Annotated in this window: 13 protein-coding genes; 6 read left to right on the forward strand and 7 right to left on the reverse strand. The window is 54.7% G+C overall.

Going from position 1 to position 14,735, the window contains the following annotated elements; genetic code table 11:
• Positions 1-487 precede the first annotated feature (487 nt).
• Positions 488-760 carry a BrnT family toxin gene (locus QQ91_RS12490; RefSeq protein WP_166282549.1) on the reverse strand — a complete coding sequence of 91 codons (273 nt, stop codon included), beginning with the start codon at positions 758-760 and terminating at the stop codon, positions 488-490.
• A gap of 23 nt (positions 761-783) precedes the next feature.
• Positions 784-1,293, reverse strand: a complete 510-nt coding sequence (locus QQ91_RS12495; RefSeq protein ID WP_166282551.1) for a hypothetical protein — start codon at positions 1,291-1,293, stop codon at positions 784-786.
• A 277-nt stretch (positions 1,294-1,570) separates the two neighbouring features.
• On the opposite strand from QQ91_RS12495, the gene QQ91_RS12500 reads away from it, so the two are divergent.
• Positions 1,571-2,245 carry a phage integrase N-terminal SAM-like domain-containing protein gene (locus QQ91_RS12500; protein ID WP_166282553.1) on the forward strand — a complete coding sequence of 225 codons (675 nt, stop codon included), beginning with the start codon at positions 1,571-1,573 and terminating at the stop codon, positions 2,243-2,245.
• A gap of 318 nt (positions 2,246-2,563) precedes the next feature.
• Positions 2,564-4,552, forward strand: coding sequence for an acetate--CoA ligase (acs, locus tag QQ91_RS12505; protein ID WP_166282555.1), 1,989 nt, complete (start codon positions 2,564-2,566; stop codon positions 4,550-4,552).
• Positions 4,553-4,618: 66 nt separating this feature from the next.
• On the opposite strand, the gene QQ91_RS12510 is transcribed toward acs, so the two are convergent.
• The 5 genes from QQ91_RS12510 to QQ91_RS21655 form a co-directional block, all read right to left on the reverse strand.
• Positions 4,619-6,022, reverse strand: coding sequence for a coiled-coil domain-containing protein (locus tag QQ91_RS12510; protein ID WP_166282557.1), 1,404 nt, complete (start codon positions 6,020-6,022; stop codon positions 4,619-4,621).
• Positions 6,023-6,187: 165 nt separating this feature from the next.
• Positions 6,188-8,239 carry a magnesium-protoporphyrin IX monomethyl ester anaerobic oxidative cyclase gene (bchE, locus tag QQ91_RS12515; protein WP_250833349.1) on the reverse strand — a complete coding sequence of 684 codons (2,052 nt, stop codon included), beginning with the start codon at positions 8,237-8,239 and terminating at the stop codon, positions 6,188-6,190.
• A 6-nt stretch (positions 8,240-8,245) separates the two neighbouring features.
• Entirely contained in the window at positions 8,246-9,643 is a 1,398-nt protein-coding gene (gene hemN / locus QQ91_RS12520; RefSeq protein WP_166282561.1) for an oxygen-independent coproporphyrinogen III oxidase, read from the reverse strand.
• Positions 9,644-9,779: 136 nt separating this feature from the next.
• Positions 9,780-10,544 (reverse strand): biliverdin-producing heme oxygenase, encoded by a 765-nt coding sequence (locus tag QQ91_RS12525; protein ID WP_166282563.1) that lies wholly within the window; start codon positions 10,542-10,544, stop codon positions 9,780-9,782.
• A 330-nt stretch (positions 10,545-10,874) separates the two neighbouring features.
• Positions 10,875-10,997, reverse strand: a complete 123-nt coding sequence (locus QQ91_RS21655) for a hypothetical protein (RefSeq protein WP_284707174.1) — start codon at positions 10,995-10,997, stop codon at positions 10,875-10,877.
• A gap of 83 nt (positions 10,998-11,080) precedes the next feature.
• Between QQ91_RS21655 and QQ91_RS12530 the strand changes: the two genes are divergently transcribed.
• The 4 genes from QQ91_RS12530 to QQ91_RS12545 all read left to right on the forward strand — a co-directional run bounded on the left by QQ91_RS12530 (position 11,081) and on the right by QQ91_RS12545 (position 14,639).
• Entirely contained in the window at positions 11,081-11,689 is a 609-nt protein-coding gene (locus QQ91_RS12530) for a flavin reductase family protein (protein ID WP_166282565.1), read from the forward strand.
• A 68-nt stretch (positions 11,690-11,757) separates the two neighbouring features.
• A complete protein-coding gene (locus tag QQ91_RS12535) occupies positions 11,758-12,933 on the forward strand; it encodes a M20 family metallopeptidase (RefSeq protein ID WP_236096182.1) in 1,176 nt (391 codons plus the stop codon).
• Entirely contained in the window at positions 12,926-13,966 is a 1,041-nt protein-coding gene (locus tag QQ91_RS12540) for a DUF1611 domain-containing protein (RefSeq protein WP_166282569.1), read from the forward strand. Before QQ91_RS12535 ends, QQ91_RS12540 begins: the two co-directional genes overlap by 8 nt.
• Positions 13,967-14,021: 55 nt before the next feature.
• The gene (locus tag QQ91_RS12545) at positions 14,022-14,639 is read left to right on the forward strand and encodes a hypothetical protein (protein ID WP_166282571.1); all 618 of its coding nucleotides are present in this window, start codon (positions 14,022-14,024) and stop codon (positions 14,637-14,639) included.
• Positions 14,640-14,735: the final 96 nt, after the last annotated feature.

The raw sequence follows: 14,735 nt of genomic DNA on the forward strand, positions 1-14,735 counted from the left end.
GTTTTTTACGAGGCATAAGGGAATCTCCTTTGTTAACTGGATTCTACTTCCCTTACACAAAATTCTGATCAGTCTCCTTCATCCATCATTACAATGCATCCTTACAGGTTTAGGACTACCCTTGATGTCACTAAAGCAATTTTTCGAGGTGCCCCTTTAGGATACTGTCACAACTAGGGACTCAGCAGCATAACGGCTCAAATCAGCGGCAGCAGATAACCTTGAACTCAGCGCCAGTACATTTTAACTGTCCGCTGCATTTGAATTGTTAGCCTGTGCTGCTGGAGCAAGAGCTTGGTTATCTCGCATCACTCTAATCAAGAAACGCAGTGCCTCATTAACCGCGTCAGCACTAGGAAACATTTCTGCGACATCCGGTTCTAACCGTACAGTTGCTCCACCAAAACTTTTCCTTCCAGAACCCAACCTTCTGACTCTGAGGCTTGTCAAGTCATACTCTGTCCGCAAATCATCTTCCATTTCTGATTTATCCCTCTTCATAAGATTTTCGTTCGGCTTGTGTCACTTCTCTTGCGCTGATGAGGCGCGTCGAATCGCCCCTTTCGGTATACGACACAATCAACAATCGCCCCTGATTTGACTCTCCAATAATAAGGTATCGCTCCTCATCCTCAGAGTGGTCTGGATCGTAGAAGTCAACATAGAGAGGATCATCAAAAACAGTTTCTGCTTCCTCAAATGAGACTCCATGCTTTGATAGATTACGCTCTGCCTTGTTTCCATCCCACTCAAACTGCATAAAGCTATTGTATCGCTGCTCACTTAAACTGATTGTACGCTTTGGTCTGGAAGAGACTTAATAGCACGGCAAAGATCAGCGATCGAAACAATGGCTATCCAAGTGTTAGCTCTATGATTGCCAGAAAGAATAAGCTCATGGACGATCTCATCTGCGAAAAAACCAGCCTTATAGGGATCTACATGGGCGATTTTGTTCAACGCTTCCCTGAGTAGCAAAGGCTCGAAACCATCTTTCTCGCTGTAAGGTGGTCGATAATTATTTAAGGTGGCAAAGACTTCACTGGTATTGGTGGAGCGATTTAAGGCACCAACAGTTGTATGAATAGAAGGAATGCTACCAAAATCCTGTTCTGAGCGGATTGAAAGCGCTAGCACCCGCAATATTTCAATACCTTTTTCGGAAGACTCTTGTAAGATTTCCTCCCTGCTTTGTTGATCTATTCTCGATTTATTTGTGTAAGCGTCTCTGAAATCTCGACTGAGTATCTCTAGCTCTTCAGCACATTCATGGAATGTTTTTCGTTTCCACATTCTGGAGCCTCCGTCCTAAACAGGAAGTCTCAAATAATACTGGATGTCTAAGCAGGCCAACTAATAATTATACGGACAAGGTCTGATAACTCCGAGAATAGGTGTGTTATCAGACTCAATCCGTATAACTCCGAAATCAGAGTGTTATACGGACAGCATCGGTATAATTCCGATATTGGGATATTATCCGGAATTGACCTGAAATTTGGAAGCAAAAGTTGGGAATCTTAAAACTTTGAAGGCTTTACTTCATAAACATTTCAGGACTTGTCCGTCCATGGCTGAACCTCCTAAGCTCTTTGACCGCATTCATGAGACCTTTCGACTCAAACATCTGAGTCTAAAAACTGAAAAGTCTTATCTTTACTACATTAAGGACTTTCTTCGCTTTCATCACATGCGTCCTCCCCGCGACATGGGAGTCGATGAAATTCGAGAGTACCTCTCCCATCTCGCCGTCAATAAACGGGTTGCAGCCTCTACCCAAAATATTGCCCTGAACGCATTATTATTCCTGTACAAACAAGTCCTCTGCCTTGACCTGCCTTACATTGACAATATCGAAAGGGCTAAACAGCCGGATCGTCTGCCCGTTGTCTTCACGCAAGACGAAGTGCGTCGTATTTTGGCTCAACTTGATGGATTGCCTCATCTAGTGTCCAGCCTGCTCTGCGGTTCCGGTATGGGACTGGGAGAATGGATACACCTGCGGATCAATTGCCAAAGGTCTCTCCCAGCAAGATCTGATGGATCCGATATTCGCACTGTCCAAGAACTCCTCGATCACAAGGTTACAAAGACCACCATGATTGACACCCATGGCTTCAATCAAGGAGGGCAGGGCGATCGCTCGCTCGCCACTGGATGCCTGCGCTTGACTTTAAATCCCTCTCCCAAAGAGAAGGGTAAACTCGCAACACGGGAACGCACTCAGCTTCCAACTTGGCCATAGCGTCCTCTTGAAGGAAGCTCTGGGACAGCTAGAGGTCTGAAAAGGGTAGCGGCCACCGTACCGGATCAGCTTTACGAAAACTTGCAGGCTTTGGCAAAGTTATAGAAGGGCGATCGCAATCTTAAAACTTATTTCCTATCCTGCGTGAGAGAGGAGAACTCAGTCGCTTCACAACCAGGCTGGGCCTAACAGGACGGGATGCCGATCCTGCAACCTGTAAACAATCACGAAAATTTCAGCCAAAGGGATCAGCTTGTGCAACCGTGATAACAGAAAAAACTTACCTGCCTGCTTGCTGTTACCTCATCATTCAAGGTCATGACCGACATCACCATTGAATCCGTCCTTCAGGAAAATCGTACCTTTGCACCCCCTACGGCACTGGCCCAGGCCGCCCATGTCTCCAGCATGGCCCAGTACGAGGAGCTTTACGAAAAGGCCAAGGCTGACCCAGCCGGGTTTTGGGCAGAACTGGCCGAGCAGGAGCTGGACTGGTTTAAGCCCTGGGATAAGGTGCTGGACTGGCAGCCTCCCTTTGCCAAGTGGTTTGAGGGCGGCAAACTGAACATTACCTACAACTGCCTCGATCGCCACCTGACCACCTGGCGCAAGAATAAAGCCGCCTTCATCTGGGAAGGCGAACCGGGCGACAGCGTCACCCTCACCTACGCCCAACTGCACCGTCAAGTGTGCAAAATGGCCAATGTCCTCAAGGATATGGGAGTGAGCAAGGGCGATCGCGTCGGGATTTACATGCCGATGATTCCAGAGGCGGCAATTGCCATGCTGGCCTGTGCCCGCATTGGGGCCGCCCACAGCGTCGTGTTTGGCGGCTTTAGCGCCGAGGCCCTGCGCGATCGCCTGGTGGATGCCAAGGCCAAGGCCGTAATTACCGCCGACGGCGGATTCCGCAAGGATAAGGTGGTTCACCTCAAGGACGCCGTGGATCAAGCCCTGGCCGATAACGCCGTCCCCTCCGTACAAAAGGTGCTGGTGGTGCAGCGGACAAAATCCGAGGTCACCATGGCCGCAGGGCGCGATATTTGGTGGCACGAGGTCGAACCCGATGCCGCCGCCGACTGCCCTGCCGAACCCATGGACAGTGAAGATTTACTGTTCATTCTCTACACCAGCGGCAGCACCGGAAAACCCAAGGGCGTGGTGCACACCACCGCAGGGTATAACCTCTATACCCACATGACCCTGAAATGGGCCTTTGATCTCAAGGATACAGACGTTTACTGGTGTACAGCGGACGTGGGCTGGATTACCGGACATAGCTACATTGTTTACGGTCCCCTGTCCAATGGCGCCACGGCGGTCATGTACGAGGGCGTGCCCCGCCCGTCCAATCCTGGCTGCTTTTGGGATGTGGTGGAAAAATACGGCGTGACCATTTTTTACACCGCGCCCACCGCCATTCGCGCCTTTATCAAAATGGGCAATGATCTTCCCAACGCCCGCGATCTCTCTTCGCTGCGAATTCTCGGCACCGTTGGCGAACCCATCAACCCTGAGGCCTGGATATGGTATCACAAGGTGATCGGCAAAGAACGATGTCCCATTGTGGATACCTGGTGGCAAACGGAAACCGGGGGGTTTATGCTCACGCCGCTGCCCGGCGCCACCCCCACGAAACCTGGGTCAGCCACCAAGCCCTTCCCCGGCATTCTGGCCGATGTGGTGGATATGAACGGCAAGCCAGCGGGGGATGACGAAGGCGGATATCTGGTCATCAAGCATCCCTGGCCCAGCATGTTGCGCACGGTCTACGGCGATGAGGATCGCTTCCGCAAAACCTACTGGGAGCAGATTGAGCCTAAGGATGGACAATATTTTTACTTTGCCGGCGATGGCGCTCGCCGTGATAAAGACGGCTACTTCTGGATTATGGGCCGGGTGGATGATGTGATTAACGTCTCAGGACACCGTTTAGGAACAATGGAGATTGAGTCTGCGCTGGTTTCCCATCCGGCGGTGGCTGAATCAGCGGTGGTGGGTCGTCCCGATGATCTGAAGGGGGAAGACATTGTCGCCTTTGTGACCCTGGAAGGGGGCGCCACCGCCAGCGAGGACCTCAAGGCTGAGCTAAAGCAGCACGTGGTCAATGAAATTGGCGCGATCGCCCGTCCGGGCGAAATTCGCTTTGCCGAAGCTCTGCCCAAAACGCGATCGGGCAAGATCATGCGGCGCTTGCTGCGGAATCTGGCCAGCGGCGCAGAGATAGCCGGAGACACCTCCACGCTCGAAGATCGCACCGTGTTGGATAAGCTACGCCAAGGAGACCCTGAGAGCGCGGAGTCCTGAGGGGATCCTCCCTCAGCTCTGCGCCGGTCAGAGCCCGCGGAAATCTGGGCGGCGGGCTGAGGGGGGTTAGCGAAACAGCTGCCTGATCTGAGCTTTCAGCCGAGCCACCCAGCTTTGCGCTTGCTTTTCCTGCAGCCTTTGGATCTGACTGAGTACGGCCTCATATTCGGTCCGTTCCACCTTATCATCGGCGATCGCCTGCCACCGCGTCAGGTCCTGTTGCAGCACCAGAAACTGTTGCTGAAGTGCGCTCAGCTTTTGCTGGCTGTCCAGGGCCGATCGCTGCAGGGCCTCATGGGTCTCGGGGGCCACCCGCGAATTGGCCAGCTTCATCCAGGTTTGCATGTTAGAAGACAGCTCATGATGGCTGTGTTCCAACTCGGTCATCTGCTGCTTGAGCGCCTCATTTTCAGTGCTGAGGGCCTCCAGCTGCTGGGGATCAATTCGGGTTGCGGCCTCCGCCTGGAGACGCTCATAGTCCTGGGTGAGGGTGGTGCATTGTTGCTCTAAGGCCTGGATCACCGTGGATTTCTGCTGAGATTCTTCCTGCAGAGCCTCCAAACGGTCCGAGTTAGCCTGTGCCTGCGCTTTCCATGCCTGCAGTTGCCCCTGGATCTGTTGAATCTGATCCTCCAGGGCCTGGTTCGCTTGCATGTGTTGGTTCAACTGATACTGGAGCGCGCTCATGGTCTGGGGATCCACTGCCTGGGCTAGCTGATCGCGGGCGGCCGCTAGATCGGTGTTTAAGGCGGCCACCTGTTGATCGAAGTCCCTCTGCCGCTGGGCCTGTTCCTGCTGAACCTGGGCCAGAACCTCTGGAGCAATTTTGGCCTCTGCCTGCCCTCGCCAATAGTCCAGATCCGCTTGGACCCCTTGCACCTGCTGCTCAAGGGCCTCTAAACTCTGCTGCTGGGCTTGGATCTGCGCTAGCCATGAGGCGGAGTCCTGCGAGGGGATCGCCGTCGTGGCCAAGGCTGCCTCGTGATCCTGGGAGAGGACCGGCGGATCCCCCTGGGCCGGGGCCAGGGCCTGATCAAAGGCCGCGGCCAGTTCTGGCGGTACGGTCGAGGTTTTGTAGGCCTCCATGGGAATCGACTCCAGGCGGGTTGCCTGCAGGGGATCGGTATCCCTGGCAATGGCCAGGATGGTTCCCTCCGGGGTGACGTGATAGGTGGCCTCCTCAGAGCGGTAATAGCCCGGATCCAGGTTGCGCTCCTCATAGAGCATGACCGGAAGGCGCTCCAGAACCGTTTTCAGGGACTCGCATTCAGATTTGGTTCCCCAAAAAATCCGGCCATCCCCAAATTCTTCCCAGCGGGGATGATCCCAGGGCGGGAGGCCCTGCGCCTGGGATGCCGAGGCAATCTGACTTAACAGCTGCGGCCATTCGGGAATTCGCGATTCCCGCTCGGCATCGGGCGATCCTTCAGGATAGTCAAAGGCGATCGCAAAGGCATATTGATGATTCATGGTTATTCTGAGGAGCGCAGGATTGTAGGGAAAGCTCACCCCCATCATGCTTGCAAAGCCAGAACTCTCGCAGTAATCCTGAATACGGATCGGACCCGATCCTTTTGTTTCATGACTGGCATCGGCCCAGTCCCGGACAAGCAGGTTCTCCAGACCTGTGCCCCCTCAGGCAAGAATCTTAGATCCTAAGTCCTGGGCGATGGCTGGATCTTCATAGAATCCCGTGCGGGCAGTAGTGCGAATCGCCTCCACCAGTTGATCCAGGGGACGATTCAGGGCACAGCAGGCCACGCCCCGATCTAGCAAGGATCCCTCGGTAAGGGCCGGCTGATCTGGATCAAGCAGCACCAGAACCTTGGAGGGAGTCACGTAGGATCGCGCCTGCACCGAGCGCACCCGCTGTAAAAACTTGCCTAACTCCATATCGGGTAAGGCCGCCCCCACCAGGGCCACATCGATATCAATGGACTCCAGTAACACCAATCCCGTCTCAGCATTGGTGGCTTCGCTGGCCACTTCAATGCCGGGTTGCGATCGCAGCTGGGTTCGTAACTGCACCCGATTGTGTTCATCTTGTTCAATAATGGCCACCTGAATCACGTCATACCGATGCGCGGTGGCGGGGTGATACTGTTCACAGGCCTGGGCCTCAGGGGGAGCGCCACAGGCCGAGATCGGGTCAGAGGTTTCCACAGAATCAATATCGGCGGGGCGATCCTGTTTCAGCTGCGCCAGTTGGGCAGGCGTCAGAATTTTGGATTCATCAAAGCCGAAGTCAATGGTGGTCTGAAGTCCCTGCTGCTTCACGCGCTTGAGATTATAAAACCGCTTGTTCAAGGTGGTTTTCACAAAGGCCTTCAGACAGCCCAGCAGATAGCGACGCTTAAACCCATCGGATTCCAACCCGTATTCCAGGAACTTCCAGCCATAAAAGCGCGCATAGTTACGCATCACCCGCTTAAACAGATCCTCCCGCGTCATGTGATCGGGCTTGAGAATGGGGGTGACAAAGTTATAGTGGGAATAATCGCGCACTTCCACCTTGTCTTGAATATCCTGAAACAGTTCCGAAAAGGGCCAGGGGGTGTACATATTCCAGTTGGCCATATCAGCCTTCCAGTTTCGGGCCATCTGGTAGGTCTCTTCAATGGTTTCCGGCGTTTCGCTGGGAAGCCCCATAATAAACTGCACTTCTGCCAGGATTCCATGATCGCGCAGCAGCTGCACCGCCCGTTTATTGTCGGCAATGGTCGTTTCCTTACGGAATAGGTTGAGGTTCAGCTGGGCCGCAGCTTCGGTTCCCAGGGAAACGTGAACCAACCCGGCTTGCCGGTACAGCGGCAAATCCTTCTCATCTCGGAGGATATCCGTGACCCGAGTATTAATGCCCCAGTGAACCCCCAAATTCCGATCCACCAGTTCATGACACAGGGCCACAAACCGGGCTTTATTAATGGTGGGTTCTTCATCGGCTAGGATAAAAAATCCCACTTGATGCTCGGTCACCAGCTGCTCAATTTCATCCACGAACTGTTTGGGAGACCGAGCCCGATATTTGCGCCAAAACTTCCATTGGGAGCAAAATCGACAGCGAAATGGACAGCCGCGCGAATAGTTCGGGACGGCCACGCGGGTATTCAAGGGAGTGTACATATACCTTGACCAATCCAGCAGCGACCAGTCGGGGCTGAGCGTATTTAAATCGGCAATGGGAGGGTGGGCCGGAGTGGCCACCACTTTCCCCTCCTCTAAAAAGGCCAGGCCCAAAATCTGCCGACGCTGCTGGAGGTCAGTCCCAGCGGCGATCGCCTGAAGCAAATTAACGGTAATTTCCTCGCCCTCGCCCCGGATGATGTAATCAATCCAGGGGGCTTCATGCAGCACCTCGCGGTACATATAGGTCGGGTGCACGCCCCCCATAATCGCCTTGGCCCCTGGGCAAAGTTGCTTCAGGATCTGCAAGGTTCGCTGAGATTGATAGATCATCGGGGTAATGGCAGTCACCAGGGCCACCTGGGGTTGATAGTCCTGAATGATCTGCCCCAAGGCTTCATCCGAAATATAGTTTGTCATGGCATCCACAAACTTAATTTCCGTAAAGCCAGCGGCCTTTAAAGCTCCTCCCACGTAGGGAACCCAGCTAGGAGGCCAATTTCCGGCAATTTCAGCGCCTCCGGAATGGTAATTGGGTTGAATCATTAAAATGCGCATGGTCATCCTCCCTTATATGGACCGCGAGAAGGTGGGTTTGCGATTTTTCTCCAGGTAAGTATCAAAGACCGCCGCAATATTTCGAATCAGCAATCGTCCCACGGGGGTAACCTTCAGGGCATTGGGGGAGAGCTGAATCAACCCATCGGCAGCCAATTGCTGAAGCGCCGGTTGTGCCTGGGAAAAGTAGGACTCAAAATCTAAATCAAAGCCAAGATGGTATTTCTCCTCAATGTCTGCAGGGATAATCTGAAACTGACACATCAGCTCCATAATGACCGTGCGGCGGATAATGTCCGCCTGGGAGAGGGTAACCCCCTTCTCAATGGGAAGCTGGTGGCTATCAATGGCCTGATAAAAGGATTTGAGGCGTTTATGATTTTGCACATAGACGTCGTTAAGCATACTAATGGAGGTCATCCCAAATCCCAGCAGGTCCGATTCTGGTCGCGTGGTATACCCTTGAAAGTTGCGATGGAGTTGCCCCTGACGTTGAGCGATGGCTAATTCATCGTTGGGTTTGGCAAAGTGATCCATCCCAATGTACTGGTAGCCCGCCTGGGTCAATTCCTCAATGGTCATCTGCAGAATTGCCAGCTTTTCGGAGGGTGAGGGCATCTCGCTCTGGGGTAGGTGGCGCTGCACAGGCACCAGGGACGGCACATAGGCAAAGTTAAAAACGGCAATGCGATCAGGATTTAGCTGTAGGGTTTTGTGGATCGTGTGGCGATAGCTCTCCAGGGTTTGAAAGGGCAGACCATAAATTAAATCCACATTGATGCTGCTAAAGCCAGCGGCACGACTCCAGTCCATGACCTCAAAGAGCATCGACTCTGGCTGGACTCGGTTGACCGCCTCCTGCACCTTGGGATTAAAGTCTTGAATCCCAAAGCTCAGGCGATTAAATCCTAAGCTCCGAAGCCGATTCAGGTAGGACTGATCAAGGGCCTTGGGATTGACCTCAATGGAAATTTCGGCGTCTGCATCAAAGGAGAAATGATCCTGGATCGCAGTCCAGAGCCGCTCAATTTGCGCCAGGGTCAGAAAATTGGGCGTGCCACCGCCCCAATGCATTTGCTGCACCCGGCGATCGCCATCCACCAGGGCAGCCACCTGTTCTAGATGCCGCACCAGATAGTCGAGGTAGGTTTCGGCAGCGGGCTTATGCTGGGTGATGACGGTATTGCAACCACAGAAGTAACAGGCACTGTCACAAAAGGGAATATGGCAGTAGAGGGAAAGGGGCTTGGTTTGATAGTTACTCACCGCCAGGGCGGCGCGGAAATCAATGGGGTCAAAGTTCGCCCTCAGCTCAGTGGCGGGAGGATAGCTGGTGTAGCGGGGGACCGGCTGGTCATACTTTTGCAGCAGCGGGGCATCAAATTGAACAGTGGATTGAACGAGGGGCATAGTCTAGGCAAACTCCCGGTGATGGAAGCCCATAGGGGACAAAATTCATAACGCTGGTCTGGATGCCAGCAATCAGGATCGGGCAACAGGGGTTGCCCTCGGGCCGAAATCCCTACGGCCCGAGGGCGGAATCCTTCTAGAGACTGTGCTCTGGAATCCCAACGGGATGCCCCTCATGGGGCAAGGCCTGGGGCGATCGCTCCGTGGCTCCCGGAATGGTTTGCCGGGTTAGCAGATCAAAGACATGCTCCCCAATGGCGGCTTTTACCTCGTCTTCCAGGTCATGGACTAGGTCGCGGTTCAGCTGGAAGGCATAGTTGGCTTCGTCGATGATGCGCTGTACCGTCTCTTCATCAATGGGCAAGGCATCTAGGGCATTGCGATATTGGGCCTTGAAGGCTCTTCTCGCCTCAGGCGTTGGCAATTGCGTAAATTCATGGAAGGCAGTCCCTTGATCCGCCGGCAGGTTCATCGCGGTGCGGGCAATGGCCCGGAGCGCCTGCCCCCCCGATAAATCCCCCATATACCGGGTATAGGCATGGGCCACCAGCAATTCCGGGGCCTTGTCAGCCACTTCGTGAATCCGATCCACATAGACCTGACCCGCCGGTAGTGGACGGGCTGGCTCGTCGGATCCATAGTAGTAGGCCAGATCCTGCGCCAAGGCAGACACCCGCAACAGATCGGGGAAAATCATGGCGCCCACCACCGGATGATCCTTGTGGCGCTGCATTTCTGTCTCTAGCGCCTGATAGACCTCGAACAAGTTTGCCAGCAGCTTCCGGAAGGGATCGCGCTCCACAATGCCCTTTAAAAAGCACTTCATGAAGGCAGTGTTCTCCGCCGCCGTGTGGGATTGTCGAGTTCCTTCGCGTAACCGCTCAGCTAAATGGTGACTCATGTCTAGAACCTCAGTAAGAACCTCAGTAAAAACCTCAGAAACAAGGAGGGGATGCCTGGCAACTCAACGGGCCGCGATAAACCCAGGAGACCCCCCAGAAGATCAAAATTAAATATATAGTTAATCAGCAATAAATGCTGAATGCTTTTTGTTTCTTAACAATAAATAGCCGAGCATAACATCTGGAATTTGCCCAACCAAAGGGCCTTGCATCTCAGCTCAACTCGCTTGGCCTGGGATATGACGGCCCCAGAACAATCGCGACAGCAAGGCTTTATATCTAGATAGTTGTTAAGTTTAATCACCTGAAGCACCGCGATCGCCCCCAGGCTACCCCTCTCCCCCCGCCGCCGGGTTCAAGGCTGGGTTCAAGGCCAGATTCAAGGCCAGGTTCGAGGTTAACTTGAGTGACAAAAGCCGTCCTGGGTTCTCTGGGATTTCTATAATAGGCATGGGTTCCATCGGTTGGAAATCACGATGGTGGAAATCACGATGGTGGAAATCACGATGGTGGAAATCACGATAAAGCCTGGATAATGGATGCTCTGCCTCATCCTCGATTGATCTCTCTAGATCTAAACCAAGTCATCTGGGAACAGGTCTTCCTAGCAGCGCCCCTCGTAATCATTGGAACGCGCAGCACAGAGGGCCGCTACGACCTAGCACCCAAGCACATGGCCATGCCCCTGGGATGGGGAAACTATTTTGGCTTTGTGTGCACCCCCCGCCATCAAACCTTTCGAAATATTCAGCGCGAGGGCGTCTTCACCGTGAGCTACCCCTCCCCCGATCAGGTTTTGCAGACCAGCTTAGCGGCGGGGCCGCGCACCGGTGAACACCTCAAGCCCACCTTAGAAGCACTTCCCACCATTCCTGCCACCACGGTGGAGGGCCTCTTTTTGCAAGATGCCTATTTTTACCTGGAATGCCGTCTGGATCGCATCGTCGAGGGGTTTGGAGAGTACGGCTTAATCGTGGGTCAGATTGTGGCAGCCCACGGCAACCCAGACCTGATGCGCGGTGTGGATCGCGACGATCAAGACCTGATTCATGAATTTCCCCTTCTGGTCTATCTCTGCCCAGGGCGCTATGCCCGCGTCGATCAGAGCTTTTCATTTCCGTTTCACACGGGATTTCAGCAATGATAGTGCGCCCCGACTCCCCTCCTCACCCTTCAGTCCTGCTCGACTTCTTTCATCGCCGACGAACGGAAATGACTGAACTGTTGCAGCAGTTGGTGAGTGCGGAGTCTCCCTCCACAGTTCCCGCTGCCCAGCAGCCGGTTTTGCACATCCTTCAACGTGCGCTGCAAACCCGGAACTATCGAGCGCAGATTGTGCCCGGCCATCGCACCGGCGGACATCTGCTAGCCCGGCCAAACACCCGCTGCCCCGGAGACGAATTTCAAGGCAGTCGCGGCAAGCAGCTCATCCTGGGACATTGCGATACCGTTTGGCCCCTGGGAACCCTGGAGACCATGCCCTTTACGCTGCGTCAGGGCAAGGCCTTTGGACCGGGAACCTACGATATGAAAGCCGGTCTGGTGATGGCGCTGTATGCCTTGGAGGCTCTGCAAGCCTTGTCCCAGAGAGCCCCCCTCGATCCGATGATCTTCATCAATTCGGATGAGGAAATTGGCAGCATTGAATCCACGCCGCACATTCAGCAGCTGGCCAAACAGGTGGAGCGAGCCTACGTCTTAGAACCCTCCCTGGGGCCACAGGGAAAGATCAAAACCGCCCGGAAAGGGGTGGGGCGCTTTAGCGTGAAAGTGCTGGGCAGGGCAGCCCACGCTGGTTTAGACCCCGATAAGGGCGTGAGCGCCATTCTAGAGCTGGCCATTGTCATCCAAAGGCTCTTTCAACTCAATGATCCCGACCGGGGCATCACGGTCAACGTGGGCACCATTGATGGCGGAATCCGATCGAACGTGGTGGCCCCAGAAAGTCGAGCGGAGGTGGATGTCCGCGTGCTGCATGCGGAGGATGCCCAGCGCCTTGCCACCCAAATTTTAGGACTCAGGGCCAGCACCCCTGGGACCACCCTGGAGATTACCGGAACCATGGGCCGTCCTCCCATGGAACACACGCCCCGAAACGAGGCCCTCTGGCAGCAGGCGAGGAGCGTGGCTGCGGATCTGGGCCTGGATCTGGAAGCCGCCACCGCGGGAGGGGGGTCCGATGGCAACACCACCAGCTTACATACCGCCACCCTGGATGGATTAGGCGCGGTGGGGGATGGCGCCCACGCACCAGGGGAGTATATTCACCTTGACTCTCTGATCGAACGAAGCGCGCTCCTGACGCGTCTGCTCCTGCTGCCCTCCTGTGATGCCCCCAGCGATGCCCCCCCGGATCCCTGCCGTGACGCCGGAGATGCCCATGACTAACCGCTATTTTTACAGTACCCTCACCCGCATTTCCGACCTGGAGAAGCAAGGGTTTGAGGTGCAGCCGATTCCCCGCGACCAGTGGGCAACGGGAGATTATGTGGTGGGCATCGTTCAGATCTCCCAGGGGCAGCTGGGACAGGTGGAATTGAGCCAGGGCCGCATGGCCCATGTGATGAACGGCGATCGCATTGTGGGGGCTTTTGGGGTGCGACAGGCCACCCTGGAGGTGGTGGGAGATTGGCGAGCCATCGAAGCCGGGGGCCAGATGCAGGATATGACCTTTGCCGGTATCTTTGGTCGCATCACCTCGCAATCTAGCTATGCGCCCGCCATGACCCCTTTGCAGTACGAGGGCCATGTGCTACGCAGGCAGCAAAAGGTGTGTATGCAGGATTTCGTGATGGCGGGCGATCGCCTGCCGCTAAGGTGTCCTGTGATTTTAATTGTGGGAACTTCCATGTCGGCGGGAAAAACCACCGTGGCCCGCGTCATCATTCACCAGTTAAAGCAGCTCGGGCTGAAGGTGGTGGGCACCAAGTTGACCGGGGTGGGTCGATATCGGGATATTTTAGCCATGGGCGATGCGGGGGCCGACGCCATCTATGATTTTGTGGATGTGGGGCTGCCCTCCTCCATTTGCGATGCCGATCAGTATCGCGGCTGTCTGCGACGTTTGCTCTCCCTGATTGCCGCCCAAAATCCCGATGTGGTGGTGGCCGAGGCGGGTGCTTCCCCGTCTGAACCCTACAATGGATCGGTGGTGCTGGAGGAAATTCAGCCGCAGATCAAGATGTCGGTGCTCTGCGCCTCGGATCCCTATGCGGTCCTGGGAGTGAGCCAAAGTTTTGGATTTCAGCCGGATCTGATTAGCGGAGTCACCACTAGTACCTCAGCGGGCATTGAGCTGGTGGAGAAGCTCACCCATCAGCGCGCCCTGCGGTTGCCCTCCCCGGATGCTCTCCCTGTGCTCAAGGCCCTTTTGATTCGCAAGCTAGGATTGACTCAAGCCTGTGCGCTGGCGTCACCGTGAGGCCCAGATTCTGTCCGGTTTTATTGTTTCATGTCCCTAACCTGAGGATGCAAATATGCCACAACTATTCTGGATCCTGGGGCTAGAGGGTCTTAATTTCACGGATCTCGGAGACCTGACCGAGCTGGATTGGACCAGTATTGCCACCTATGGCGCCCTGGTGCTGACGGCGGCGGCTGTGATTTGGACTTCACTGAAGAACTTGATTCAGTTTCTGTGGCACAAACTGGATGGGATTGTGGGGTTTGTGATCAGCACCTTTGTGGTGTTTGCCCTGTGGTTTAGCTTACTGCGCATCCATGTGAGCATCTCCTTCAATCTGGACAAGGAAATCTTCGATGACTACCTGTGGCTATCGGCCCTGTTATTTACGCCCTACTATGTCCTGCACTACGGTCTGATCAAGGGATTGATCATAGGCTTGGTTCGCAGTATGGAGCTGATGCTCGATTTACTGGTCTTTTCCTGGTTTCCTCAAAAGGCAGAGAAAAACAGAGATAAGTGGCGCACTCGCGTGATTGCACTGTATAATTCCGCCAAGGATAGCCTGGAAAACTTCTGGCAGTTCGGGGTCAAGGCCATTCAAGAATCCCAGATGCCCTTTGGGATAAACTCTCCCCCTCCTCCAGAGGCGGAGAAGATCCCTAAGGCGGAGGACAGCCCAGGGGAGTAGGGATGGGGGGTCAGCCCGGTTTTTCCAGCGGCAGGGCAGTCTGCGGCAGGGCGGCTTGGATCGGACCGATCCGGCCAGCCTCCTGTCCAGGGCCAC

The sequence above is a fragment of the Lyngbya confervoides BDU141951 genome (assembly GCF_000817775.3).
Lineage (GTDB): Bacteria > Cyanobacteriota > Cyanobacteriia > Thermosynechococcales > Thermosynechococcaceae > Lyngbya > Lyngbya confervoides.

Coding starts and splice junctions, on each gene's coding strand:
- QQ91_RS12540 (WP_166282569.1), top strand. CDS start 12,926: ATGACTAACCGCTATTTTTACAGTACCCTCACCCGCATTTCCGACCTG.
- QQ91_RS12525 (WP_166282563.1), bottom strand. CDS start 10,544: ATGAGTCACCATTTAGCTGAGCGGTTACGCGAAGGAACTCGACAATCC.
- QQ91_RS12490 (WP_166282549.1), bottom strand. CDS start 760: ATGCAGTTTGAGTGGGATGGAAACAAGGCAGAGCGTAATCTATCAAAG.
- acs (WP_166282555.1), top strand. CDS start 2,564: ATGACCGACATCACCATTGAATCCGTCCTTCAGGAAAATCGTACCTTT.
- QQ91_RS21655 (WP_284707174.1), bottom strand. CDS start 10,997: ATGCCTATTATAGAAATCCCAGAGAACCCAGGACGGCTTTTGTCACTC.
- QQ91_RS12500 (WP_166282553.1), top strand. CDS start 1,571: ATGGCTGAACCTCCTAAGCTCTTTGACCGCATTCATGAGACCTTTCGA.
- QQ91_RS12545 (WP_166282571.1), top strand. CDS start 14,022: ATGCCACAACTATTCTGGATCCTGGGGCTAGAGGGTCTTAATTTCACG.
- QQ91_RS12530 (WP_166282565.1), top strand. CDS start 11,081: ATGGATGCTCTGCCTCATCCTCGATTGATCTCTCTAGATCTAAACCAA.
- hemN (WP_166282561.1), bottom strand. CDS start 9,643: ATGCCCCTCGTTCAATCCACTGTTCAATTTGATGCCCCGCTGCTGCAA.
- QQ91_RS12495 (WP_166282551.1), bottom strand. CDS start 1,293: ATGTGGAAACGAAAAACATTCCATGAATGTGCTGAAGAGCTAGAGATA.
- QQ91_RS12510 (WP_166282557.1), bottom strand. CDS start 6,022: ATGAATCATCAATATGCCTTTGCGATCGCCTTTGACTATCCTGAAGGA.
- QQ91_RS12535 (WP_236096182.1), top strand. CDS start 11,758: ATGACTGAACTGTTGCAGCAGTTGGTGAGTGCGGAGTCTCCCTCCACA.
- bchE (WP_250833349.1), bottom strand. CDS start 8,239: ATGACCATGCGCATTTTAATGATTCAACCCAATTACCATTCCGGAGGC.